Below are 22,145 nucleotides of genomic sequence, written 5' to 3'. Positions count from 1 at the left end.
CCCACGGCGGGACGTCCCTGGGACGAGCGGTGCGGACCCGGCCGTAGCTGGGAACGGTCCGTCTCCCGCGTCCCGGGACGGCGGGACGGCGGAGAGTGCCGTGCGCCGTGCGGCAGGGTTGCGCTGTCACCAGCGAAAGGTTCACCGACATGCGCATGCACCGCCCCGCGAAGGGTGTCTCCGCTCTGCTGCTCGCGGCGGTCTCGGCCGGCGCCCTGCTCGTCTCCGCGCCGGCCGCCCACGCGGACGACTCCTCCTACAAGATCTGCAAGGACACGTACGGCACGCGTATCTCCCCGAACGGGTACGTCATTCCGCGGTACGACTACTCCCTGGGCGATTCCGGAGAGTGTGTCGCCGGGCTTCAGGAGCTCGTCTCGCGCTTCGGCCTGACGGCGTGGGAGCAGAGTGGCGGCAACTTCGTCGACGGTGCCTTCGGCGCCCGCACCGACTCGGCCATCCGCAGGTTCCAGAGCAACCACGGGCTCGTCGCCGACGGCATCGTGGGTCAGAGGACCTGGGAGAAGCTCCTGACGGGCTGACAGCCGCCCGACGGTCTCCCCGGCGAAGGGGACGGACCGTCAGGATCAGGAGGACATCGCACACGCCGCCGCGCGTGCCTGTCGGGCACGGGGCCGAGCTTGCCTCATCGGCGGCGTTCACCACCCACCGGGAAGGAATCTCGACATGAAGCCTGTCAGGCGCATGGCGACACGCATGGGCGTCCTCGGCGCGACGCTCCTCATGGCCGCGGGGCTCGCCGCGCCCCAGGCCTCGGCCGAGGCCGGCTATCTGGCGGCCTGCAACACCCAGGTCGGCACGCGCTGGGCCTCCAACGGCTGGCAGGTCCCGGCCGTCGATCTCGCCCGGGGTTCGAGGGGCGACTGCGTCAGGGCACTCCAGTGGGCGCTGGTCCGCACGGCCTTCGTCAACGCCTCGGACGCCCCCACCTTCATCGACGGCGACTTCGGCCCCAAGACCGAAGCCGCCGTGCTGCGCTTCCAGTCGACGTATCCGTCGCAGACCGGTGGCCCCGACGGCATCGTCGGCGTGAAGACCTGGGGCTACCTCATTCCGGCCGCGGAGGGCTGAGGCCTGCCCGACCTTGATCGGCCGGACAGGCCTTTGCCTGTCCGGCCGATCACGTCATTACTCGACGGTGGGAACCACGTTGTAGCAGCCGGAGATCTGGAGGTGGTCGATCATCGTCCAGTAGAGGCCGTTTCCGGTCTTGGGCCCGACAACCCCGTCGACGTCGTAGTTGTAATACTGCTGGAAATGCTTCACTTCACGCAGTGTGGCCGACCCGAATATTCCGTCGACCGCAATATCGAGATGGCTCATGTTCTTGCCCCTGTGCCACTCGTTGATGCCGGCCTGAACGCACTTCACCGCGAAGCCCGCATTGCCGTAGCCGATCATGGGTGCGCCGATGGCGGCGCTGGCCGGAGTGCTGCCCAGCGAGGTCAGGGCGACCGCGGAAACCGCGATCAGGCCACTTTTAATTCCCGTGGAAATGCGCGGCATGCGCATGCTGATCCCCCTTGTGTGGCGGTACGTCGAAGCAGGGGGGGAATTATCTCAAGCGTTGCCCCCCGCCCGCTTGATCAAATTTATCTTACAGAGTGATCGGGCGGAATCCAGGGCGCTGCTGTGAATCTATTTAATTGCTTGTCCGTGTAATGCGGAGGGTGTCTCCCGGCCGGGTCACCCGGTCCGCAGCGCCTCGGTCAGGCGGTCGAGGGCCGGGCCGTCGACGGGGGCGGTTCCCGTGAGGGTGCCGACGAGGGCCTGGGCGAGGACGGTCGCGGGGCCGATCCGGGTGTCCTCCCGCTCGTCGCCGGTGAGCTTGCCGATCACGGCGTCCCGCACCGAATCCGAGATGGCGGGGTCCCCGAAGAGCTCGGGGAAGGACAGCGCCATCATGCACACGCCCACGTTGGCGGAGAGGATCGTCTGGCCGGCCAGCTCGGGGGCGGTCCGCAGCCGCCCGGCGTCGCGGCAGCGCTCCACGGCCTTGAGCAGGATCGCCCGGGCCTCGTGGATGGCCTGCGGCTTGGCGTCGCCCGTCGGCGTGAACATCAGCCGGTAGAGGTGCGGGTTGCGCAGGGCGAACCCGACGTGGCTGTCCCAGGCGGTGTGGAGGTCGGCCACCGGGTCGTCGGTGAGCGGGTTGCGGCGCTTGTCGGCGAGGAAGCGTTCGAAGCCGATGTCGGCCGCGGCCGTGAGCAGCCCCTGCTTGTCGCCGAACTGGCGGTAGATCTCGGGCATGCCGACCTTGGCCCGGTCGCAGATGGCGCGGGTCGAGATGGACAGCGCGTCCTTGGTGGCGAGCAGTTCCCCGGTGGCTTCCAGGATGCGCTCTCGTGCCGTCGACATGGCTCCCACGATAACAGCGCTAACAGTGCGGACCTGGGCGTTCTCGAGGTCAGGGGGCGTCGGTGCGGAGCGCTGTTATCGATGATTACGAAGTGTGTTAGCGTGAATAACGCCCGGGCCCCGTGAGCTCCCGAACCGGCGCCCCCGTACGTTCCCGACCCGAGAGGAACCCGCCATGACCGCCTCCACCACCCTGCGCGATGTGATCGGCCTGCCCCAGGAGCTCCCGCGCCTGGCCGAGTCCGCCCTGATCATGATCGACTTCCAGAACACCTACCGCGAAGGCGTCATGGCGCTCGACGGGGCCGAGGAGGCCCTCGCCGCGGGTGCCAGGCTGCTCGCCGCCGCCCGCGCCGCCGGCGCGCCCGTCGTGCACGTCGTGAACGACGGCGGCGAGGGCACCCCGTACGACATCCGGGCCGAGATCGGCGCGATCAGCGCGGAAGTCGCCCCGGTCGAGGGCGAGAAGGTGGTCGTCAAGCAGGTCCCCAACGCCTTCCACGGCACGGACCTCCAGGAGACCCTCCAGGGCCTCGGCGTCACCGGCGACCTCGTCATCGCCGGCTTCATGACGCACATGTGCGTCCTCTTCACCGCGCAGGGCGCCTTCAACCTCGGCTACCGCCCCACCGTGGTCGCCGAGGCCACCGCCACCCGCCCCCTCGCGTCCCCCGACGGCACCGTCCTGTCCTCGGACGCCCTCCAGGCCGCCGCCCTCACCACGGTCACCGACCTCTTCGGCACGGTGGCCCGCACGGTCGATGAGCTCGTCGCCCTGACGCCCGTCGGCTGACCCGGCAGGCGGTACGGCACCGGGAGTTCACCCGAGGTGTGCCGGGAGCCCGCCTGGTGATCGGTTACGGGTCGCCCGCCTCGGCGGTAATGGCGGTCGGCCCGTGACGACTCCACCCTCCGGGCCCCCGCTCCGTGCGCCCCCTGGAGGACGTGTGCCCCCCGCCGCCGAAACCGTGCTCGACGAGGACAAGGTCGGGGACGGGGACGGGACGGGCGACCGGGCGGGCGGCCCGCGACGAGGCCGCCCGGCCCCGACCGCCGCCGCCCCCCTCGCCGCCGCCCTGCTCACCGCCGTCCTCCTCTGCCTCGCCGGACGGCTCTCCCGCAGCTACCCCTTCGGGCCGGTGACCAGGAACGTCGTCGACCTGGGCCAGCAGTACCTGCCGTACCACGCCTACTGGCGCTCTTTCCTCCGCGGTGAGACGCACGGGGACGCCTTCCTGAACTGGAACTCCGGCTTCGGGGCGAACTTCCTCGGCGACATCGGCACCTACCTGAGCAGCCCCTTCGACCTCCTCGTCGTGGCCTTCCCGGCCGACCGGATCGAGCTCGCCCTCTACGTCGTCACCGCCGCCAAGATCACCGCGGCCGGCGCGGCCATGGCGCTGCTGCTCCTGCGGCTGCGCCCCGGCCCCTGGCCCGTCGCCGCCGTGCTCGGCACCGCCTACGCGCTCTCCGGCTGGACCTTCAACTACGGCGCCACCGTCCCGATGTGGCTCGACGGGCTCGTCGCCTTCCCGCTGCTCTGCCTGGTCGGCGAATGGGCCCGCACCGGCCGCCGGCCCGTCCTCGGCCCCCTCGTCGTCGCCCTCGCCTGGATCGCGAACTTCTACACGGCGTACATGGCGACCCTCGGCGCGGCCGTCGTCCTCGCCGTCCGGCTGTTCACCGCGGAGGAGACCGCCGGCGCCCGGCAGCGCGTCGCCGGGGCGCTGCGGGCCGCCCGGAGCGTGCTCATCGGGATCGGGCTCGCGGCGCCGCTGGTGGCGGTCGTCTTCGTCGCCACGAAGGTCGCCGACCCCACGCCCGAGACGACGTTCGCCCCCGCCGCCTGGGCGGACGTCCTCGCCCGCTTCCTGCCCGCGACGGCGAGCGTGGCCAGCCCCGCGCTCTTCATCGGCACGCCTGCCCTCGCCCTGGCCCTGACGCTGCCGTTCAACCGGGCCGTCGCCCCGCGCGTAAGGGCCGGGTGGACCGCCGCGATCGTCCTGGTGACGCTCTCCCTCCAGTGGGAGCCCACCCATCTGCTCTGGCACGCCGGTGCCTCGCCCAACGGCATCCCCTACCGTCAGACCTTCGTCCTGTGCGGCCTGTTGCTCATCGCGGCCTGGTTCTCGGCCGCCCGCGGGGCGCCCAGGCCGCTCGCGCTCCTGGCGGGAGGCGCCCTGCTCGGGGCGCTGGCCTGGGCGGCCCGGGGGAGCGTCGACATCGACCGGTGGACCTTCCCCGCCTTCGGCGCGGCCGCGGTCCTGGCGCTCGCCGCCGTCCCGCTCGCCCTGGCCGGCGACCGCCGGGCCCACGCGCGCGTGCTCCCCGTCCTGGCCGTCGTCCTGCTCCTCGCCGCCCAGGCCGGCGAGGCCCTCGTCACCGGGAAGCGGATCGAGGAGCAGCAGCGGAGCGAGGTCTCCTGGGCGCCCCGGATCGGCCCCTGGCACCAGGACGTGGCCCGCGAGGCGGCGCGCGCGGATGCCTGGCCCCGGTACCGTACGGACCCCGGCGAGGTCCCCGGCGGCAACGACGTCCTGCTCGTCGGCGGGCAGGGCGCCGACTACTACAGCAGCCTCACCTCGGGCGTGACCTCCCGGACCCTCGACGGCCTGGGCTTCGGTCACTACGCCAAGGGCCGGCACCCGGTCAGCCTCGACAACCCCGTCACGGACGCGATCTTCTCCATCGGCACCCGGATCCGCTCGACGCCCACGGAGCCGGTACGCCAGGACGCCCTGCCCCGGGCCACCGTCACCGCCACCACCACCCCCGTACCGCCCCTGGTCACCGTCCGACCGCCGGTGCGGCCCGCCACGCACCCCGGGGACTCCGCCTTCGCCCGCCAGGAACGCCTGCTCGGCGCCGAGGTGTACGAGCTGCCGCCCGCCCCGCGCCGTACCGGACACACCGTCACCGCACGCTGCCCGGCCGGCTCCCAGGTCTGGTTCTGGGCCCCCGACTACCGGGGCACGGCGACCCTCGCGGGTGCGGCGCCGGTGGAGTTCGAGGGCAAGCCGCCGTCCGTCCGCGCCCCCATGCGGCCGCTCGGGACCGTGCCGGGCTCCGGCGAGGTCCGGATCGAACTCGGCCCCGAGGCCCGCCTCCGGCTGCCCCGGCAACCCGTCGGCTGCCTGGTCCGCGCCCGCCTCGACTCCGCCGTACGGCAGCTCACCGAAACCGGCGCCACGCGCGTGCGTGCCACCGGACACACCGTCTCCGCCGAGCTGCCCCCCGGCAGTACGGGCCTCGCCGTCCTCGCCGCGCCCCGCGTCACCGGCTGGAGCTGCGCCGCCGGGGACGCCGGCCTCCGCCCCGCGCGCGCGTACGAGGGTCTGGTCGCCGTCCCCCTCGACGGGCGGGCGACCACGGTCCGCTGCTCCTTCCGCCCGCCGGGGCTCCGGCTCGGCGGCGCCGTCGGCGTGGCGGCACTGCTCGCCCTGGCCGTGACGGGTATCCGCGGGAGACGGCAAGAGTTCACCCGCAGTGCACGTTCGGATCGTTCGCCCGGGAAAGCCGACGGCTAACCTGCCCGCCGTAGCCGTGTTCACGCGTTTTGCCGTTCGCATCAGTGTGGGGATTCCGAGTGCCGAAACTTTCCGTCGTCGTACCGTTCCACAATGTCGGGCCCTACGCGCCCGACACCCTGCGCAGTCTCGCGAACAACGCGGACCCGGAATTCGAGTTCCTGCTGATCGACGACTGCTCGACGGACGACACCCCGGAAATCCTCGACCGCTGGCGCGACCGCCTCCCCAACGCCACCGTCATCCGGCACGAGACGAACCAGGGCGTCGCCCAGGCCCGCAACACCGGGATCGACGCGGCGCGGGGCGACTACCTCACCTTCCTCGACGGGGACGACTGGTACGCGCCCGGCCACCTGAGCGCAGCCGTGGCCGGCATCTCACGCCTGGACTGCGATTTCGCCCGCACCGACCACGTCCTCTCGGAAGGACGGAAACGCCAGATCCGCTATGCGCCGGCCAAACGCCGGGACACGGTGATGGACCCCAGGGACGGAATCTCGCCGGCCAGCATGGTGACGATGGTGGATTATCCGTTCGTCCCCTTCGGAATTTACAGCGGACGTCTCTTCGAGAACGGCGCATCGCGATTCGAGACCTCCCTCAGAACGGCCGAGGACCGCCTCTGGATCTGGCGGCTCCACCTCAAGGCCCGCACCTTCGCCGCGCTTTCCCTGCACGGCGTCTTCTACCGGCGCGGCGTCACCACCTCGCTCACCCAGATCACCGACAACCGCCAGCTGGACTTCATCCCCTCGTACGACCTGCTGCTCGACGAGGTCTCCCGGGACGCCGAGGCCGACCGCTTCCTGCCCAAGGCGGTCCGCACCTACTGCGCCATGATCGCCTTCCACATGGGCAAGGCCGACACCTACGAACCGGCCGTCGGCACCCGGCTGCGCGCCGACGTCCGCGACGCGCTGCACCGCATGCCGCAGCAGGTCCTCGAAGAGACCCTGGCCACCATGGACACCCCGCGCAGCACCCTCCTCCGGAGCCTGCGCGACACCGGAAGGACCGCCTGAACCATGGCCCCCGACAAGGCATCCGGCCCCGAAGCGCCCGCCGACGGCCGCCGGGTCCAGCTCTTCCAGGTGTCCACCCTGTACGGCGCCGCCACGCTCGCCGCCGCCCTGGACGCCGGACTCTTCGGCCCCCGCGAGGACGCCCGCAGGCTCCTGCTGCTCTCGCACAACGCCGAGATCCCCGAGACCGCGCTGCGCCTGGAGACCATGACCGGCTACGGCCGGATCGCCGCCCGCTTCGACGGCACCCTCGACTGGAACGAGACGATCCACCCGTACCACCCCGCCGGCTGGGCACCCCGCCCCGAGGAGGCCCCGCTCTGGCAGCGCGTGCTGCGCACCGCCTGGGACCTCGGCACCGGCCCGGTCGAGCTGATCGTCGAGTCCATCCAGGTCAACCCGGCCAAGGCACTCGCCGGCGCGTTCCCCGAGAGCGACCTGCACGTGTACGCCGACGGCCTGATGAGCTACGGCCCCACCCGCTCCGACCTCGCCCAGTCCATCGCCTGCCGGATCCGGCGCGTCCTCCACCTCGACCTGGTGCCCGGCCTCCGGCCCCTGCTCCTGAGCGAGTACGACGTCGAACCCGAGCTGGTCCCCGACACCGCCTTCCGCGCGGTCCTCGCCGAGATCGCCGAGGACGCCGCCGACGACCCGGGCATCGCCGACACGGCCGCCGCCGGGGCCACCGCCCTGCTGCTCGGCCAGTACCTCGCCGCCCTCTCCCTGCTCACCGCGGAGGAGGAAGAGGACCTGCACGTACGGATGCTGCGGGGGGCCGCGGCCGCCGGACACCGCTCGGTCGTCTTCAAACCGCACCCGACCGCGCCCGCCCGCTACTCCCAGGCCCTCCACGAGGAAGCGGAACGCTCCGGCGTCCGGCTGACCGTCCTCGACGGGCCGCTGCTCGCCGAGACCTTCTACGAGCGGTGCCGGCCCTCCCTGGTCGTCGGCTGCTTCTCCACGGCCATGCTCACCGCCGCCGTCTACTACGGCATCCCCATCGCGCGCGTGGGCACGGCCGAGGTCCTCGCCCGGCTCACGCCCTACGAGAACAGCAACCGCATCCCGCTCACCGTCGTCGACCACCTCGTCGCCGACCTGGAGCGCGGCGAGGAGCCCGCCGTCCCCGGCCCGGCCCCCGACTCCCTCACGCCCCTCGTCCGGGCCGTCGGCTACTGCATGCGCCACAAGATCCACCCGGGGCTCCGCGCCGAGGCCACCCGCTTCCTCGCCGAGCACCACGCCGACGCCGGCACCGCCCACCACTTCACCGCGGAACGGCTCACCCAGCTCGGCCTGCCCGGCGGCGGACCCGCCCCGACCCGCACCGCCGGCTCCCGGCTGCGCAGAGGCCTCGCCCGGACCCTGCGCGGCTGAGCCGTACGGGACCGGCCCGGCATCAATCCTGGGCGGACCTGACCAGCGTGAACACCGCACCCTCCGGGTCCGCCACCACCGCGAGCCGCCCCGCCGTGCCCTCGCGCGGCGGGCGCAGCACCCGGCCGCCGAGCTCCACGACGAACCGGGCGGCGGCGTCCGTGTCGGCGACCTCGAAGTACGTCATCCAGTGCGGTCCGCGGTCCCTCGGCAGCGCGTTGCCGAGGCCGTGCAGGGACGCCACCGGGGCCTCGTCCACCAGGAGCGTCGCGTAGTCGTGGTCGGCGGAGACGACCGGCTCCACCTCGAAACCGAAGACGGTCCGGTAGAACTTGCCGACCGCCGAGGTCTCGTAGGTGAGCAGTTCGTTCCAGACCGGGGTCCCCGGCGGCCCGGCCGCCGCCGTCCCGTGGTGCGCCTCCGCCTGCCAGACGCCGAAGACCGCGCCGACCGGGTCGGAGCAGATCACCAGCCGTCCCGCCTCGCCCGCGTCCAGCGGACCGACCGCGACGGTGCCCCCGCAGCAGCGGATGCTCTCCGCGGTCTCGTCGGCGTCGTCCGTCGCCAGATAGGGCGTCCACGCGATCCGCAGGTTCCGGTCGGGCGGCAGCTGGCCGATGCCCGCCACCTCCTTGCCGCCGAGCAACGCGCGCACGTACGGGCCGAGCTGCTGCGGACCGGGCACGAACTCCCAGTCGAAGAGCGCGTTGTAGAACTCCTGGGTGGCGTCAAGCCCGTGCACCATCAGGCTCACCCAGCAGGGGGTGCCGGATCTGCGCCGAGTCGCCTCGGTCATCGTCACTCTCTCCTCGGACCATCGTCGTGGCCGTGCCCCCGGTCCGATGGTGACACCGAGGGGGCCGTACCGCGCCCCGGCCGCGCCGTGCGTGGCGCGGTCCGGCGGGGGAGGACACCCGGATCGTCCCCGGCGGCCGAGCGGCTGCGCGAGGATGGCTCCCATGAAGCCCATCATCTCCGCAAGCGAACTGCTGAGCGAGTCGGCCGGGGCCCGGCCGCCGGTCCTCCTGGACGTCCGCTGGACGCTCGGCGGCCCGCCCGGACGCCCCGCCTACGAGGCCGGTCACCTGCCCGAAGCGGTCTACGTCGACCTGGACGCGGAGCTCGCGGGCCCGCCCGGGAGCGGCGGCCGCCACCCGCTGCCCGACCCGGAGGCCTTCGGCGCCGCGATGCGCCGGGCGGGCGTCTCGGCCGGACGGCCGGTCGTGGTGTACGACGGCGGCCTCGGCTGGGGCGCGGCCCGCGCCTGGTGGCTGCTCCGCTGGGCGGGCCACCAGGACGTGCGGGTGCTCGACGGCGGCCTGGCGGCCTGGACCGGGGAGCTCACGGAGAAGGTCCCCGCACCCGAGCCGGGCGACTTCCGCCCCGAGCCCGGCGCGCTCGGGCTGCTCGACGCCGACGAGGCGGCCGCCCTGGCCGACGCGGGACTGCTCCTGGACGCCCGCGCGGCCGAGCGCTACCGCGGCGACGTGGAGCCGATCGACCGGGTCGGCGGGCACATCCCGGGCGCGGTCTCGGCCCCGACGACCGAGAACGTCGACGCCGAAGGCCGCTTCCTCGCCGCCGAGGCCCTGCGCGACCGCTTCACCGCCCTGGGCGCGACCGACGGCACCCCGGTGGCCGTCTACTGCGGCTCCGGCGTCTCCGGCGCCCACGAGGTCCTCGCCCTGGAGATCGCGGGCATCCCCGCCGCCCTCTACGCCGGTTCCTGGTCGGAGTGGTCCTCCGACCCCGCCCGCCCGGTGGCCACCGGCCCGGACCCGCGGTAGCGCGTACGGGAAGGGCCCGCGCCGACGTACGGTGCGGGCCCTCTCCGTGCGACCTGGGAGGTCACTCCTGCTTCTTGCGCCGGGTGCCGAAGACGATCTCGTCCCAACTGGGGACGGCCGCACGGCGGCCGGGCCGGACGCCGTCCGCCTCGGCCTGGCGGTCGGTGGTGCCGGTGAGCCGGTCCCGGTGGCCGGAGACGGCGCGGGGCATCAGGACGTCGGCGTACGCGGAACCCGCACCCGCCGAGGCGGCCGGGGCCGGCGGCTCCTCCGCCTCGGCCTCCTCAGAAGGCTCCGTGTCCGGAGGCTCGGGCACGACCAGGTCGCCGCGGAAGCTGGGCACGGCCTCCAGGAGGCTGGTCAGCGAGTCCCGCTCCTCCTCCGGCTCGGCGGACGCGGACGGCCGCTCCAGCTGGCGGTCCGACCGGTCGATCTGGCGGTCGAGGGCGCGGTCGAGCGGCCTGTCCCGGGGCAGCCGGGCGATCCGGGGCACGAACGGGAAGCTCGGCTCCGGCGCGGCGATCGTGTCGTCCGTCTCGCCGATCAGGGCCCGTGCCTCGTCGTCGACGGCCTGGACGAGCCGCCGGGGCGGGTCGTACGTCCAGCTGGCCGTGTGGACCTCGCCCGCGACGCGGTAGACGAGCAGCACCTCCCAGGTGCCGTCGTCGCGCCGCCACGAGTCCCACTGCACGGTGTCCTTGTCGGCGCCGCGCAGCAGCAGCCGCTCCTGCACGGCCTCGCCGAGCTGCGGTCCGGTGTTCTCGCCGGGCCTGCGGACCGGGGTCTTGCGGGCCCGCTCGGCCATGAAGGCGCGCTCGGCGAGCACGGGGCCCTCGAAGCGGCGGACGCGGTCGACGGGGATGCCGGCGAGCTGGGCGACCTCCTCGGCGGAGGCACCGGCTCGTATCCGCGCCTGGATGTCACGGGGGCGGAGGTGGCTCTCCACCTCGATCTCGATCTGCCCGAGGCGCGCACGGTCGTTGCGCACGGCGGCGCGGAGCCGCTCGTCGATCGGAAGTGTGTACTCCGTGCTGTCAGCAGCCTTCAGCACCAGTCGTGTGCCGTCGTTGGAGACGGCCACGACACGCAGTTCGGGCATGGGGACCTCCCGGGTGGTGCCTGCCGACGTCACGTGCGTCGCTGCTTCCGCTAGTCGAGTGTGGCCTGCCCGGGTGCAGCCTGCCACTACCTTGCCGAGTTGCCCGGCGTGTCGGGCATGGACCCTGGAACGCCGTTATGACACGGTGACCTGATGGCTACCCGGAGTGACTGGCGGTCACTCTGTGCAGCCGGTTTCCGTGTGGTGCCGTGGCGTCACCGGTTCGAGTGCCACTGAAGGCCCCCGCCCCTTGATTCCGGGCACCCGAAGGTGTCCGGACCCAGGGTTCGTCAATGTACTCCATTCGGGCCACCTGGGTGGACCGGCGCGCCGCCCAACTTCTCGGGCGGTACGGGAGTTGAGTCTCCGTGATCTTCCCCCGTACGTGTCGCTGTTCACAGAAACAGCAGAAACGGAACTATTCGCTTCGCCCATTTGTCCCTTCTGGGTGCAAGGCGAACGGATGAGCCGTCAGGGGTTGGAGATGCGTCACAGGCCGGACACCGACACGGATGAACCGAAGGAGGAGGAGAAGCAGGGCGGCAGGAGAAAGATCGATCTGAGCGTCGCCCAGGTCTCGGGCAGCGCCCTGGCCGCGGTCATCGCCGCCAAACTCGCCTCCACCCTCGGCGTGTACGGCACGATCCTCGGCGCCGGCGTGATCAGTGTCATCGCCACCTGCGGCGGCCCGCTCTTCCAGCAGCTCTTCAAGCGCACCGGCGAGCAGGTCCGCGACGTGACCGCGGCCGCCAAGCCGAAGGGCCGTCAGGTCCCGGTCCTCGCCGGGCCGCGGGACGACCACACCCTGATGCTCGGCACGGCCGCGCCCGGATCCTTTCCGTACGACGAGGAGTTCGGCGACGCGACCACCCACGGCACGCGCGTGCGTGGGTGGAAGCGCCCGGTGATCGCCGCCGCCCTGGTCTTCGGCGTCACCATGGGCGGCATCACCGCCTACGAGCTGGTCTCGGGCGAGGACTTCAGCGGCACGAAGGGGACGACCACCTTCGGTTCCGCCGTGCGCGGGAAGGACGCGGGCCACCGGGCCCCGGATTCGGAAAAGGAGCCCGCGCCCGCGCCGTCCGGCTCCTCCGGCGGCGGCCTGCGGCCGGAGGGCGGCGGAACGCCCACGACGGGCTCCACGGCGACCCCGGGCGACCAGGACTCCCCGGGGACGGGGACCGGCGACGGGACAGGGACCCCCTCGGCCGAGCCGACCCCGTCCGGCACCATCGGCGGCGAGACGCCCGCCCCGACGCCGACGGGCCCCACGACGGCTCCGACGCCGCCCGCCCCGACCCAGGAGCCGACGAGCGGCGCCGGTCAGGCGGACGCCCCGGCACCGGCCGGCGGCGGCACGGGCACCGGGTGACGGTCAGTCGCCCAGGACCCGGCGCAGGTAGTCGTTGGCGAAGACCCGGTCCGGGTCGAGCCGGTCGCGCAGCGCCGTGAACTCGGCGAAGCGCGGGTAGACCTCGGAGAAGTAGGCGGTGTCACGGGTGTGCACCTTGCCCCAGTGGGGGCGGCCCCCGTGCGCCGTCATGATGCGCTCCACCGCGGTGAAGTACGCCTGGTGGGGCGTGCCCTTGTAGAGGTGGACGGCGATGTACGCGGTCTCCCGGCCCGAGGCCGTGGAGAGCGTGATGTCGTCCGCCGGGGCCGTACGGACCTCCACCGGGAAGCTCACCTTCAGCGGCGAGCGCTCGACCATCGCCTTCAGCTCGCGCAGCGCGGCGACCGCCGCCTCACGCGGGAGCGCGTACTCCATCTCCAGGAAGCGGACCCGGCGCGGCGAGGTGAAGACCTTGTACGGGATGTCGGTGTACGTACGGGCCGACAGGGCGCGGCTGGAGATCTTGGCGATCGAGGGGATCACCGGCGGGACCGCGCGGCCGACCGAGCAGGCGAGCTGGAAGAGCCCGTTGGACAGCAGCTCGTCCTCGACCCAGCCGCTGATCCGCCCGGGAGGGGCGGCGGGGCCCGCGCTGCGGTTGTTGCGCTTGGTGTTGCAGTTGTCCGTGTGGGGGAACCAGTAGAACTCGAAGTGCTCGTTCTCCGCGTGCAGCGCGTCGAACTCCGCGGTGACCCGGTCGAAGGTCATCGGCTCCTCGCGCGCGGTGAGCAGGAAGACCGGCTCCACCGCGAAGGTGATGGCGGTGACCACGCCGAGCGCGCCGAGCCCGATCCGGGCGGCCGCGAAGACGTCAGGGTTCTCCTTCTCCGAACAGACGAGCAGTTCGCCCGAGGCCGTCACCAGCTCGAGCTCGCGGATCTGGTGGGCGATCGAGGCCGACTCGCGGCCCGTGCCGTGGGTGCCCGTGGAGGTGGCCCCGGCGACGGTCTGCTCCATGATGTCGCCCATGTTCGTGAGCGACAGGCCCTCCCGGGCCAGCGCCACGTTGAGCCGCTTGAGCGGGGTGCCCGACTCGACCGTCACGGTCATCGCCTCGCGGTCGATCCGCCGGATGCCGGTCAGCAGCCCCGGGCGGATGAGCACGCCGTCGGTGGCCGCGATCGAGGTGAAGGAGTGGCCGGTGCCGACCGTCTTCACCCGCAGCCCGTCCGCGGCGGCCCGCCGCACGGCCTCGGCGAGCTCCTCGGCCGAGGCCGGGCTCACCTCCCGCACCGGACGGGAGGTGACGTTCCCCGCCCAGTTACGCCACGGGCTGGCCGCCGTCCTGGCGCTGCCCGGCCCCGCTGTCCCCGCTGCTGTCGTCCCGCTCACGCTGCCCCTCCCGGTTCGGAACCGGCCTCCTCAGCCGGCGGTGTCCGAGGAGACCCACCGCGACCGCGAGCGCACCCGAGACGACGGGCACCACGTACCCCGCCTCGGCCCCCGACGCGTCGACCACCCAGCCGGCGGCCGAAGAGCCGAGCGCCACGCCGATCGCGAGGCCGGTACCCGTCCAGGTCATGCCCTCGGTCAGCTTGGTGCGCGGTACGTGCGCTTCGACGAGGGCCATCGTGGTCACCATCGTCGGTGCGATGGACAGGCCCGCGACAAAGAGCGCCACGGCCAGCAACGGCAAGTTCCCGGCCAGTAGGAGGGGGATCATACTCACGGCCATCGCGCAGACGCCCAGCAGCCAGCGGCGGGACGGTTCGCCCTTGAGGTGCAGCAGTCCGAAGACCGCGCCCGCCAGACAGGAGCCCAGGGCGTAGACGGCGAGGACCAGGCTCGCGCCGGCCTTGTGGCCCTGCTCCTCGGCGAAGGCCACGGTCACGACGTCCACCGAGCCGAAGATGGCGCCGGTGGCGACGAAGGCGAGGGTCAGCACCTGGAGACCGGGGGAGCGGAGCGCGGAGGCGCTCTTCTCGCCGGCCTCACGCGGGTGCGGCACGGGCTCGGTGGCGCGCTGGGCGGTCAGCCAGAAGACGCCGATGGTCAGGAACACCCCGGCGAACAGCGGCCCCGCCTCGGGGAACCAGATCGTCGACAGGCCGATCGAGATGATCGGGCCGAAGATGAAGCACACCTCGTCGACGATCGACTCCCAGGAGTACGCCGTGTGCAGGCGCCGCCCGTCGCCCCGGTAGATCTCGGCCCAGCGGGCCCGGGTCATCGCGCCGAGGCTCGGCACACAGCCGATCACGGCCGTGAAGACGAAGTAGGTCCAGTCCGGCGCCTTCTGCTGCACGCAGAGGAGGAGCCCCGCACCGGCGGCGAGCGAGATCAGGGTCACCGGCCGCAGCACCTTGCGCTGCCCGTGCCGGTCGACGAGCCGGGAGACCAGGGGGCCGAGGAAGGCGGCGGACATCGCGAGCGTCGCGGACAGCGCGCCGGCGAGCCCGTACCTGCCGGTGACCTGCGAAATCATGGTCACGATGCCGATGCCCATCATGGACAGCGGCATCCGGCCGAAGAAGCCGGCGACGGAGAACGATGCGGTGCCGGGGGCCTCGAAGATCGCGCGGTAGGGACTGGGCAAGAGGAGTCCTTGGTCAACACGTGTAATTAACTACTAAAGCCTACGGCTTTGAACTTGATTGGTCATCCCCCTTTTTTCGGACAAGCCCGCCGGACCGCACCGTCACGGACAGGCCGCGCCCTGCCGGGCGGGGCGCGGGTGGGAGGATCGGTGCCATGTCCGATCAGCACGATCCCGCCCCGTACGACGCCCTGCTGCTGCTCTCCTTCGGCGGCCCCGAGGGTCCGGACGACGTGGTCCCGTTCCTGGAGAACGTGACGCGCGGCCGCGGCATCCCGAAGGAACGGCTCAAGGAAGTGGGGCAGCACTACTTCCTCTTCGGCGGCGTCTCCCCGATCAACGACCAGAACCGCGCGCTCCTCGACGCGCTGCGGACGGACTTCGCGGAGGCCGGCCTCGGCCTCCCGGTCTACTGGGGAAACCGGAACTGGGCGCCCTACCTCACCGACACCCTCCGCGAGATGGTCACCGACGGCAGGCGCCACATCGCCGTCCTCACCACCAGCGCGTACGCCTCCTACTCCGGCTGCCGCCAGTACCGCGAGAACCTCGCCGACGCCCTCGCCACGCTGGAGGCCGAGGGCCTCCCGCTGCCCCGGGTCGACAAGCTCAGGCACTACTTCAACCACCCCGGCTTCGTCGAGCCCATGATCGAGGGCGTCCTCGCCTCCCTCGCCGAGCTCGACCCCGCCGTGCGGGACGGCGCCCACCTCGCCTTCACCACCCACTCCATCCCCGACTCCGCCGCCGACAGCTCGGGACCGGTCACCGGGCACGGCGACGGCGGCGCCTACGTCAGACAGCACCTCGACGTGGCCCGCGTGATCGCCGACGCCGTCCGCGAGCGCACCGGCCACGACCACCCCTGGAAGCTCGTCTACCAGTCCCGCAGCGGCGCCCCCCACATCCCGTGGCTCGAACCCGACATCTGCGACCACCTGGAGGAACTCCACGGCGCCGGCGTCCCCGCCGCCGTCATGGTCCCCATCGGCTTCGTCTCCGACCACATGGAGGTCCTCTACGACCTCGACACGGAGGCCACCGCCAAGGCGGCCGAGCTCGGCCTGCCCGTCCGGCGCTCCGCCACCGTCGGCGCCGACCCCCGCTTCGCCGCCGCCGTCCGCGAGCTCGTCCTCGAGCGGGCCGCCAACGAGCGGGGCACGCGCGCGGAGCGGTGCGCCCTGGGCGCCCTCGGGCCCTCCCACGACCTGTGCCCGATCGGCTGCTGCCCCGCCAGGGCCGAGCGGCCGGCGGCGGCCGGTGCCGACAGTCCGTACGCCTAAGGAGCCAGCGTGACCGACCCCCTGCTCACCGAACTGCTCGACCTCGCCCTGGAGGCCGCGCGGCGGGCCGGCGCCCTGCTGCGCGACGGGCGCCCGGACGACCTCGCCGTGGCGAAGACCAAGTCGAGCCCCATCGACGTCGTCACCGAGATGGACATCGCCGCCGAGAAGCTCATCACCGGCTTCCTCGCCGAGCACCGCCCCCAGGACGGCTTCCTCGGCGAGGAGGGCGCGTCGAGCCCCGGCGTCAGCGGGATCCGCTGGGTCATCGACCCCCTCGACGGCACCGTGAACTACCTGTACGGCCTGCCCACCTGGGCCGTCTCGATCGCCGCCGAACGGGACGGCGAGACCGTCGTCGGCGTCGTCGACGCGCCGATGCGCGGCGAGACCTACCGCGCGGTCATCGGCGGCGGCGCGTACGCGGGGGACCGGCGGCTCGCCGTGCGCCCCTCGCCCCCGCTCGACCAGGCACTCCTCGGCACCGGCTTCGGCTACGTCCAGGCCCGCCGCGCCCACCAGGCGGACGTCGCCCAGCGGGTGATCCCGATGGTCCGCGACATCCGCCGGGGCGGCTCCGCCGCGATCGACCTCTGCGACGTCGCCGCCGGACGCCTCGACGCGTACTACGAGCGCGGGCTCAACCCCTGGGACCTCGCCGCCGGCGCCCTCATCGCCCGCGAGGCGGGCGCGCTGACCGGCGGCCGTCCCGGAGAGCCCGAGTCCGGCGAACTGGCCCTGGCGGCCTCTCCAGGGCTCTTCACGCCCCTCCAGGAGCTCCTGGAGGAGCTGGGCGCCTGGCACGACTAGCGGGACGCACGACCAGCGGGACCGCCGGGAAGCCTCCCGGCGGACGCACGAGGGCCCCGGAGCCGGGAGCGGCGCCGGGGCCCTCGCGCGTACCCGGGTGTGGGTACGGCGTCGGTGCGGGTCGGTCGGGTGGAGACGGGTCAGACGCCCGGCGCGGCGACCTCCACGCCGTGCTCGGCGGCCAGGCGGTGCAGGTCGTCCAGCTCCGCCTGCTCGACATCCGCCAGGTAGTCGTCGCCCGTCTCACGAGCTCGCGTGAGGTCGGTCTGCGTGGTCCTGATGCGGTGCAGCAGGCCTGCGGTGAAAGCGTCCATCGTGCGCCCCCTCGTCGTGGGTCCGGCGGCACGGGGGTGTGCCGAGGGTGGGTGGATCACACACTGCGACCTCTGGGGGACAGCGAGCGTCAGGTGGCGCGCCACATACAGGGCGTGATCACGGGGTGTGCAGACGTCCTCCCCAGCCCTTTCCTCACAGAAACCTCAACTGGCCCGTGAATCAGGTGAATTCTTCGCGCCCCGCCGCGCGCCCCCGCTCACCACCCGCCCGCCCCCCGGCCCCGCACCGCCGTCTTACAGCCGGTTTACGCGCGAACGGGGCAGGATGGACACGCACAGTCAGTGCTCAGATCTAGCCGGTCCCCACCCCGGACAGCGGCTCGACGGGAAGGAAGAACGACGTGCGCGTACTCGTCGTCGAGGACGAGCAGCTGCTCGCCGATGCGGTGGCCACCGGACTGCGCCGGGAGGCCATGGCCGTCGACGTCGTGTACGACGGCGCCGCCGCCCTGGAGCGTGTCGGAGTCAACGACTACGACGTCGTCGTGCTCGACCGGGACCTCCCGCTCGTCCACGGCGACGACGTCTGCCGCAAGATCGTCGAGCTCGGCATGCCCACCCGCGTCCTGATGCTCACGGCCTCCGGCGACGTCAGCGACCGCGTGGAGGGCCTGGAGCTCGGCGCGGACGACTACCTGCCCAAGCCCTTCGCCTTCACCGAGCTCACCGCGCGCGTGCGGGCCCTCGGCCGGCGCACCACCGTGCCGCTCCCGCCCGTCCTGGAGCGCGCCGGCATCAAGCTCGACCCGAACCGCCGCGAGGTCTTCCGCGAGGGCAAGGAGGTCCAGCTGGCGCCGAAGGAGTTCGCCGTCCTCGAGGTCCTCATGCGCAGCGAGGGCGCCGTCGTCTCCGCCGAGCAGCTCCTGGAGAAGGCCTGGGACGAGAACACCGACCCGTTCACCAACGTCGTGCGCGTCACCGTCATGACCCTGCGCCGCAAGCTGGGCGAGCCGCCGGTCATCGTCACCGTGCCCGGCTCCGGGTACCGGATCTGACCCGATGGCCACCACACCAGCGCCCCACCCACAGGCGCCCCCGAAACCGACCTGGGACCCCCGGGACCCGGTCAGGCCGCTGCTGCGCCCGACCATCCGGATACGGCTCACGCTGCTCTACGGCGGGATGTTCCTCATCGCGGGCATCCTGCTGCTGTCGATCATCTACCTCTTCACGGCGCAGGCCCTCGGCGACGCCGCGGCCCAGCTGCCGTTCAAGATCGTCAAGGGCGAGGTCCAGCCGACCACGTCCTGGTGCCAGCTGCCCAACACGGGCACCGGCGAGCAGTTCAACGACGCCGTCTCGGTCTGTCTGCGCCACCAGAGCGACCTGGCCCTGGACGACCTCCTGCGCCGCTCGCTCTTCGCCCTGCTCGGCCTGAGCATCATCGCCTTCGCCTTCGGCTACGCCATGGCGGGACGGGTGCTCTCTCCGCTCGGCCGGATCACCCGCACCGCCCGCCAGGTGGCCGGTTCCGACCTGGCCCGGCGGATCGAGCTGGACGGCCCCGACGACGAGCTCAAGGAGCTCGCCGACACCTTCGACGAGATGCTGGAGCGCCTGGAGCGCGCCTTCACCGCCCAGCAGCGGTTCGTCGCGAACGCCTCGCACGAGCTGCGGACCCCGCTCGCGATCAACCGCACCCTGCTGGAGATCCACGTCTCGGACCCCGAGGCGCCGGTGGCCCTCCAGCAGCTGGGCAAGACCCTGCTCGCCACCAACGAGCGCAGCGAGCAGCTCGTCGAGGGCCTGCTGCTGCTCGCCCGGAGCGACAACCAGATCATCGAGCGCAAGCCGGTGGACCTCGCCGAGGTCGCGTCCCGGGCGATCGACCAGACGCACGCGGAGGCCGCGGCCAAGGGCGTGGAGATCCGGCGCGAGCTCGATCCCGCGGTCGTCCAGGGCAACGGCGTCCTGCTCGAACGGATCGCGCTGAACCTGATCCAGAACGCCGTCCGGTACAACGTGCCGGAGGACGGCTGGGTGGACGTCCGTACGACCACCGAGCACGGTCAGGCGGTCCTGGTCATCTCGAACACGGGGCCGGTCGTTCCCGCGTACGAGATCGACAACCTCTTCGAGCCGTTCCGGAGACTCCGCCAGGAGCGCACCGGCAGCGACAAGGGCGTCGGTCTCGGCCTGTCGATCGTCCGTTCCGTGGCCCGCGCCCACGGCGGCCGTATCATCGCGGAGCCCCGCGAGGGCGGCGGGCTCGTGATGCGCGTCACTCTGCCGATCTGACAGACTGCACGAGCCGACCGGTTCCGTTCGCTTTGCGCGGAATTTCGTGGCCCTCATCCTGAGACGCTCATGTGTGATCGATCACAGGGGAGGGTATCCGGCCCTCCACTCTCCGTGACCGGGAAATCCCTCGGAAAACCCGGAAAAGTCCGGGTTTCCGAGGCCCGGAATGACGGGAAGTACACGGGGTGGCGCCTGTGTAGGGCGCCCGGAGGACCGTGTACGGTCCGGTTCGCCACCCGAAGCCGATCACTCGCGAGAGCGTGCGACGGGTGTCGATTGAGTAACAGACCTTGATGTGAGGCAAAATCTCCGCCTCAGGTCGGGCACAAGTCCGACCTCTCACGCGTTACGTGCGCTGGAGACACCGCAACCACCCAGAGGGGGAGAGCGACATGGCAACGGATTACGACACCCCACGCAAGACCGACGACGACGTCGACTCGGACAGCCTTGAGGAACTGAAGGCCCGCCGGAACGACAAGTCGACCTCGACCGTCGACGTCGACGAGTTCGAGGCCGCCGAAGGCCTGGAGCTTCCCGGCGCCGACCTCTCGAACGAGGAGCTGGCCGTCCGGGTCCTGCCCAAGCAGGCCGACGAGTTCACCTGCATGAGCTGCTTCCTCGTGCACCACCGCAGCCAGCTGGCCCGGGAGAAGAACGGTCAGCCGATCTGCCGCGACTGCGACTGAGGTCGCCCGGCCGTGGCAGGCGACACACCGTCCCGGAAGCGGCGTCTGAGGCTCCCCGGGAGCCCTCGGACGCACAAGGGCGGCGCAAGCCCGGCGGAGGGCGCCCAGTGGGCCCCTGAAGCCGAGCACGCCGCCCCCCTGCCCTCCCCCGGCGCACGTGACGACGGGCGAGGCCTCCCGGCCTCGCTCGAAGCGGTCACCGGGCCCGACCCGGCGGCCCTGCCGGCGGAGCGGGACGAGGGACGGCTCGACGGGCACGAGGTGGCGCGGCAGGACGGGCGCCTCGGCGCCGTCAAACGGCTCGCCAACCCCGCGCGAGCTCAACTCGACAAGATCAAAATCGACTCGGCGCGCATCGACGCCGTCCGGCGCGGCGTCGCGCAGGGCGTGCGGCGCGGTGGCGACAGCGCCAAGGCCGGCGTCGGCTACCTGGCCGACCGGCTGATCGACCTCGCCCCGCGGATTCCCGTCCGCGACCTGGCGACCCTCCGCAGACACTTCCCCGGGCTCGGCCCCGAGGAGCTCGCGGACAAACTCGTCGCGGGCGCGGCGAACGCGAGCTCGACCGTCGGCGCGGGCGTCGGAGCCGCCGCCATGCTGCCGGTCCCCCCGGCCATGCCCGCCGAACTGGCGGCCGAGATCACCGGCGTCGCCGCCGTGGAACTCAAGCTCATCGCCGAACTCCACGAGGTGTACGGGCTCAGGCCCCCCGGCCGGCTCACCCAGCGCTCGGCGGCCTATCTGACCTCCTGGGCCGAGGAACGGGGCATCGACCCCACCAGACCCACCACGGTCAACGCGGCCCTCGGCGGGCAGCTCAAGCGCGAACTCCGCCAGCAGATCATGAAACGCATGGTGCGCAACCTGCCGAACCTGATGCCCTTCATGGTCGGCGCCGCCGTCGGCGCGGTCATGAACCGCCGCGACACCAAGAAGCTCGCCCAGCACATCCGCAAGGACCTGCGCGCCCGCCAGATCCCCTGGGACGCGCTCCGGGAGCTGCCCCCGCTGGAACAGCCGGAGAACCCGAAGGAACTGGGCTTCTAGCAGCGTCCCGCCCGGCCGCGGAAAAGCTCAGGGGCCCCGAAGGGCCCCTGGGACGGAGTTCGTGCGCCGGGCCTCAGCGCTCGGCGCCGGCCCGCTCGGCCTCGAGCGCGGCCACCAGCGCCTCCGGCTCGCGCGTCGACAGGTACACGTACGGGGTCGGGTCCGCCGGGTCCGTCACCTCGACCCGTACCGCGCCGGGCACATAGCTGCGCATCAGCATGAACGCGCGCGGATCGGCCTTGTGCGACCGCCAGGCCCGCGCCTCCTCCGCGTCGAGCGCCTCGGGCGTGCCGAGCGCCGAGACCGGAATCCGCGCGTCCCCCGCCACCAGCGAACCGGCCACCACCCGGATCCGGGCCGAGCCGTACGAGGACACCGCGGCGCCGGCCAGGACCGCCACCACGATCAGACCGCCCAGCATCGGGACCGTACCCAGCGGGAACATGATCAGGGCGCCGGAGAGGCCGAGCAGACCCACGATCGCCCACCAGGAACGGGGCGCCGTCAGCCGCTCGTCGAAGCGCGGGCCGGCGGAGGGCGCGGGGGAGGGGGCCGGGGACGGTGCGGAAGGCTGCATGCGTCCAAGCTTGGCACGGCGCGACCCGCGCCCATCC

22 protein-coding genes are annotated in these 22,145 nt (G+C 72.5%); 14 read left to right on the top strand and 8 right to left on the bottom strand.

The window, feature by feature from the left end; translation table 11 throughout:
- Positions 1-149: 149 nt before the first annotated feature.
- Together ACZ7G1_RS37155 and ACZ7G1_RS37150 are read left to right on the top strand one after the other, a co-directional pair.
- Positions 150-542, top strand: a complete 393-nt coding sequence (locus ACZ7G1_RS37155) for a peptidoglycan-binding domain-containing protein (RefSeq protein ID WP_470881386.1) — start codon at positions 150-152, stop codon at positions 540-542.
- Positions 543-687: 145 nt separating this feature from the next.
- A complete protein-coding gene (locus ACZ7G1_RS37150) occupies positions 688-1,092 on the top strand; it encodes a peptidoglycan-binding domain-containing protein (protein WP_470881384.1) in 405 nt (134 codons plus the stop codon).
- A 57-nt stretch (positions 1,093-1,149) separates the two neighbouring features.
- Here ACZ7G1_RS37150 and ACZ7G1_RS37145 read toward each other — a convergent pair whose 3' ends face one another.
- Positions 1,150-1,533 (bottom strand): peptidoglycan-binding domain-containing protein, encoded by a 384-nt coding sequence (locus ACZ7G1_RS37145; protein WP_470881382.1) that lies wholly within the window; start codon positions 1,531-1,533, stop codon positions 1,150-1,152.
- Positions 1,534-1,707: 174 nt separating this feature from the next.
- Entirely contained in the window at positions 1,708-2,379 is a 672-nt protein-coding gene (locus ACZ7G1_RS37140) for a TetR/AcrR family transcriptional regulator (protein WP_470881380.1), read from the bottom strand.
- Positions 2,380-2,554: 175 nt separating this feature from the next.
- Between ACZ7G1_RS37140 and ACZ7G1_RS37135 the strand changes: the two genes are divergently transcribed.
- From ACZ7G1_RS37135 to ACZ7G1_RS37120, 4 genes are all read left to right on the top strand, one after another.
- The gene (locus ACZ7G1_RS37135) at positions 2,555-3,172 is read left to right on the top strand and encodes an isochorismatase family protein (protein WP_470881378.1); all 618 of its coding nucleotides are present in this window, start codon (positions 2,555-2,557) and stop codon (positions 3,170-3,172) included.
- A gap of 154 nt (positions 3,173-3,326) precedes the next feature.
- The gene (locus ACZ7G1_RS37130) at positions 3,327-5,906 is read left to right on the top strand and encodes a YfhO family protein (RefSeq protein ID WP_470881376.1); all 2,580 of its coding nucleotides are present in this window, start codon (positions 3,327-3,329) and stop codon (positions 5,904-5,906) included.
- A 59-nt stretch (positions 5,907-5,965) separates the two neighbouring features.
- On the top strand, positions 5,966-6,931 hold the full coding sequence (locus ACZ7G1_RS37125; protein WP_470881374.1) for a glycosyltransferase family 2 protein: 966 nt from the start codon (positions 5,966-5,968) through the stop codon (positions 6,929-6,931).
- Between the two features lie 3 nt (positions 6,932-6,934).
- The gene (locus ACZ7G1_RS37120; RefSeq protein ID WP_470881373.1) at positions 6,935-8,311 is read left to right on the top strand and encodes a polysialyltransferase family glycosyltransferase; all 1,377 of its coding nucleotides are present in this window, start codon (positions 6,935-6,937) and stop codon (positions 8,309-8,311) included.
- Between the two features lie 22 nt (positions 8,312-8,333).
- Here ACZ7G1_RS37120 and ACZ7G1_RS37115 read toward each other — a convergent pair whose 3' ends face one another.
- Complete coding sequence (locus tag ACZ7G1_RS37115) at positions 8,334-9,107, bottom strand: VOC family protein (RefSeq protein ID WP_470881371.1); 774 nt, start codon at positions 9,105-9,107, stop codon at positions 8,334-8,336.
- Between the two features lie 163 nt (positions 9,108-9,270).
- On the opposite strand from ACZ7G1_RS37115, the gene ACZ7G1_RS37110 reads away from it, so the two are divergent.
- Positions 9,271-10,098: a sulfurtransferase gene (locus ACZ7G1_RS37110; RefSeq protein ID WP_470881369.1), complete on the top strand. Its 828-nt coding sequence runs from the start codon at positions 9,271-9,273 to the stop codon at positions 10,096-10,098.
- Positions 10,099-10,159: 61 nt separating this feature from the next.
- Here ACZ7G1_RS37110 and sepH read toward each other — a convergent pair whose 3' ends face one another.
- Positions 10,160-11,197: a septation protein SepH gene (sepH, locus tag ACZ7G1_RS37105; protein ID WP_470881367.1), complete on the bottom strand. Its 1,038-nt coding sequence runs from the start codon at positions 11,195-11,197 to the stop codon at positions 10,160-10,162.
- 484 nt (positions 11,198-11,681) lie between these two features.
- Here sepH and ACZ7G1_RS37100 point away from each other — a divergent pair, with 484 nt between their 5' ends.
- Complete coding sequence (locus ACZ7G1_RS37100; RefSeq protein WP_470881365.1) at positions 11,682-12,569, top strand: hypothetical protein; 888 nt, start codon at positions 11,682-11,684, stop codon at positions 12,567-12,569.
- 3 nt (positions 12,570-12,572) lie between these two features.
- On the opposite strand, the gene ACZ7G1_RS37095 is transcribed toward ACZ7G1_RS37100, so the two are convergent.
- Together ACZ7G1_RS37095 and ACZ7G1_RS37090 are read right to left on the bottom strand one after the other, a co-directional pair.
- Positions 12,573-13,922 carry a D-arabinono-1,4-lactone oxidase gene (locus ACZ7G1_RS37095; protein WP_470881363.1) on the bottom strand — a complete coding sequence of 450 codons (1,350 nt, stop codon included), beginning with the start codon at positions 13,920-13,922 and terminating at the stop codon, positions 12,573-12,575.
- The gene (locus ACZ7G1_RS37090) at positions 13,852-15,126 is read right to left on the bottom strand and encodes an MFS transporter (RefSeq protein ID WP_470881362.1); all 1,275 of its coding nucleotides are present in this window, start codon (positions 15,124-15,126) and stop codon (positions 13,852-13,854) included. The genes ACZ7G1_RS37095 and ACZ7G1_RS37090 overlap by 71 nt, the downstream gene beginning before the upstream one ends.
- Positions 15,127-15,281: 155 nt before the next feature.
- On the opposite strand from ACZ7G1_RS37090, the gene ACZ7G1_RS37085 reads away from it, so the two are divergent.
- Both ACZ7G1_RS37085 and ACZ7G1_RS37080 read left to right on the top strand, forming a co-directional pair.
- A complete protein-coding gene (locus tag ACZ7G1_RS37085) occupies positions 15,282-16,409 on the top strand; it encodes a ferrochelatase (protein ID WP_470881360.1) in 1,128 nt (375 codons plus the stop codon).
- 9 nt (positions 16,410-16,418) lie between these two features.
- The gene (locus ACZ7G1_RS37080; protein ID WP_470881358.1) at positions 16,419-17,219 is read left to right on the top strand and encodes an inositol monophosphatase family protein; all 801 of its coding nucleotides are present in this window, start codon (positions 16,419-16,421) and stop codon (positions 17,217-17,219) included.
- A gap of 140 nt (positions 17,220-17,359) precedes the next feature.
- On the opposite strand, the gene ACZ7G1_RS37075 is transcribed toward ACZ7G1_RS37080, so the two are convergent.
- On the bottom strand, positions 17,360-17,533 hold the full coding sequence (locus ACZ7G1_RS37075) for a hypothetical protein (RefSeq protein ID WP_017237673.1): 174 nt from the start codon (positions 17,531-17,533) through the stop codon (positions 17,360-17,362).
- A gap of 362 nt (positions 17,534-17,895) precedes the next feature.
- Here ACZ7G1_RS37075 and ACZ7G1_RS37070 point away from each other — a divergent pair, with 362 nt between their 5' ends.
- The 4 genes from ACZ7G1_RS37070 to ACZ7G1_RS37055 all read left to right on the top strand — a co-directional run bounded on the left by ACZ7G1_RS37070 (position 17,896) and on the right by ACZ7G1_RS37055 (position 21,531).
- Positions 17,896-18,549, top strand: coding sequence for a response regulator transcription factor (locus ACZ7G1_RS37070; protein WP_017237674.1), 654 nt, complete (start codon positions 17,896-17,898; stop codon positions 18,547-18,549).
- Between the two features lie 4 nt (positions 18,550-18,553).
- Positions 18,554-19,792, top strand: coding sequence for a sensor histidine kinase (locus ACZ7G1_RS37065; protein ID WP_470881356.1), 1,239 nt, complete (start codon positions 18,554-18,556; stop codon positions 19,790-19,792).
- Positions 19,793-20,187: 395 nt separating this feature from the next.
- The gene (locus tag ACZ7G1_RS37060) at positions 20,188-20,484 is read left to right on the top strand and encodes a DUF4193 domain-containing protein (RefSeq protein WP_003955561.1); all 297 of its coding nucleotides are present in this window, start codon (positions 20,188-20,190) and stop codon (positions 20,482-20,484) included.
- Between the two features lie 12 nt (positions 20,485-20,496).
- On the top strand, positions 20,497-21,531 hold the full coding sequence (locus ACZ7G1_RS37055) for a hypothetical protein (protein WP_470881355.1): 1,035 nt from the start codon (positions 20,497-20,499) through the stop codon (positions 21,529-21,531).
- Positions 21,532-21,604: 73 nt separating this feature from the next.
- Here ACZ7G1_RS37055 and ACZ7G1_RS37050 read toward each other — a convergent pair whose 3' ends face one another.
- Positions 21,605-22,108 carry a DUF3093 domain-containing protein gene (locus ACZ7G1_RS37050; protein ID WP_470881353.1) on the bottom strand — a complete coding sequence of 168 codons (504 nt, stop codon included), beginning with the start codon at positions 22,106-22,108 and terminating at the stop codon, positions 21,605-21,607.
- Between the last annotated feature and the right edge of the window lie 37 nt (positions 22,109-22,145).

This window comes from Streptomyces sp. NPDC037273 (assembly GCF_055603625.1).
The sequence above is the reverse complement of the archived record's forward strand: the minus strand, read 5'-3'. Positions and strand labels throughout refer to the sequence as shown.

Coding starts and splice junctions, on each gene's coding strand:
- ACZ7G1_RS37155 (WP_470881386.1), top strand. CDS start 150: ATGCGCATGCACCGCCCCGCGAAGGGTGTCTCCGCTCTGCTGCTCGCG.
- ACZ7G1_RS37150 (WP_470881384.1), top strand. CDS start 688: ATGAAGCCTGTCAGGCGCATGGCGACACGCATGGGCGTCCTCGGCGCG.
- ACZ7G1_RS37145 (WP_470881382.1), bottom strand. CDS start 1,533: ATGCGCATGCCGCGCATTTCCACGGGAATTAAAAGTGGCCTGATCGCG.
- ACZ7G1_RS37140 (WP_470881380.1), bottom strand. CDS start 2,379: ATGTCGACGGCACGAGAGCGCATCCTGGAAGCCACCGGGGAACTGCTC.
- ACZ7G1_RS37135 (WP_470881378.1), top strand. CDS start 2,555: ATGACCGCCTCCACCACCCTGCGCGATGTGATCGGCCTGCCCCAGGAG.
- ACZ7G1_RS37120 (WP_470881373.1), top strand. CDS start 6,935: ATGGCCCCCGACAAGGCATCCGGCCCCGAAGCGCCCGCCGACGGCCGC.
- ACZ7G1_RS37115 (WP_470881371.1), bottom strand. CDS start 9,107: ATGACCGAGGCGACTCGGCGCAGATCCGGCACCCCCTGCTGGGTGAGC.
- ACZ7G1_RS37110 (WP_470881369.1), top strand. CDS start 9,271: ATGAAGCCCATCATCTCCGCAAGCGAACTGCTGAGCGAGTCGGCCGGG.
- sepH (WP_470881367.1), bottom strand. CDS start 11,197: ATGCCCGAACTGCGTGTCGTGGCCGTCTCCAACGACGGCACACGACTG.
- ACZ7G1_RS37100 (WP_470881365.1), top strand. CDS start 11,682: ATGCGTCACAGGCCGGACACCGACACGGATGAACCGAAGGAGGAGGAG.
- ACZ7G1_RS37085 (WP_470881360.1), top strand. CDS start 15,282: ATGTCCGATCAGCACGATCCCGCCCCGTACGACGCCCTGCTGCTGCTC.
- ACZ7G1_RS37075 (WP_017237673.1), bottom strand. CDS start 17,533: ATGGACGCTTTCACCGCAGGCCTGCTGCACCGCATCAGGACCACGCAG.
- ACZ7G1_RS37065 (WP_470881356.1), top strand. CDS start 18,554: ATGGCCACCACACCAGCGCCCCACCCACAGGCGCCCCCGAAACCGACC.
- ACZ7G1_RS37060 (WP_003955561.1), top strand. CDS start 20,188: ATGGCAACGGATTACGACACCCCACGCAAGACCGACGACGACGTCGAC.
- ACZ7G1_RS37050 (WP_470881353.1), bottom strand. CDS start 22,108: ATGCAGCCTTCCGCACCGTCCCCGGCCCCCTCCCCCGCGCCCTCCGCC.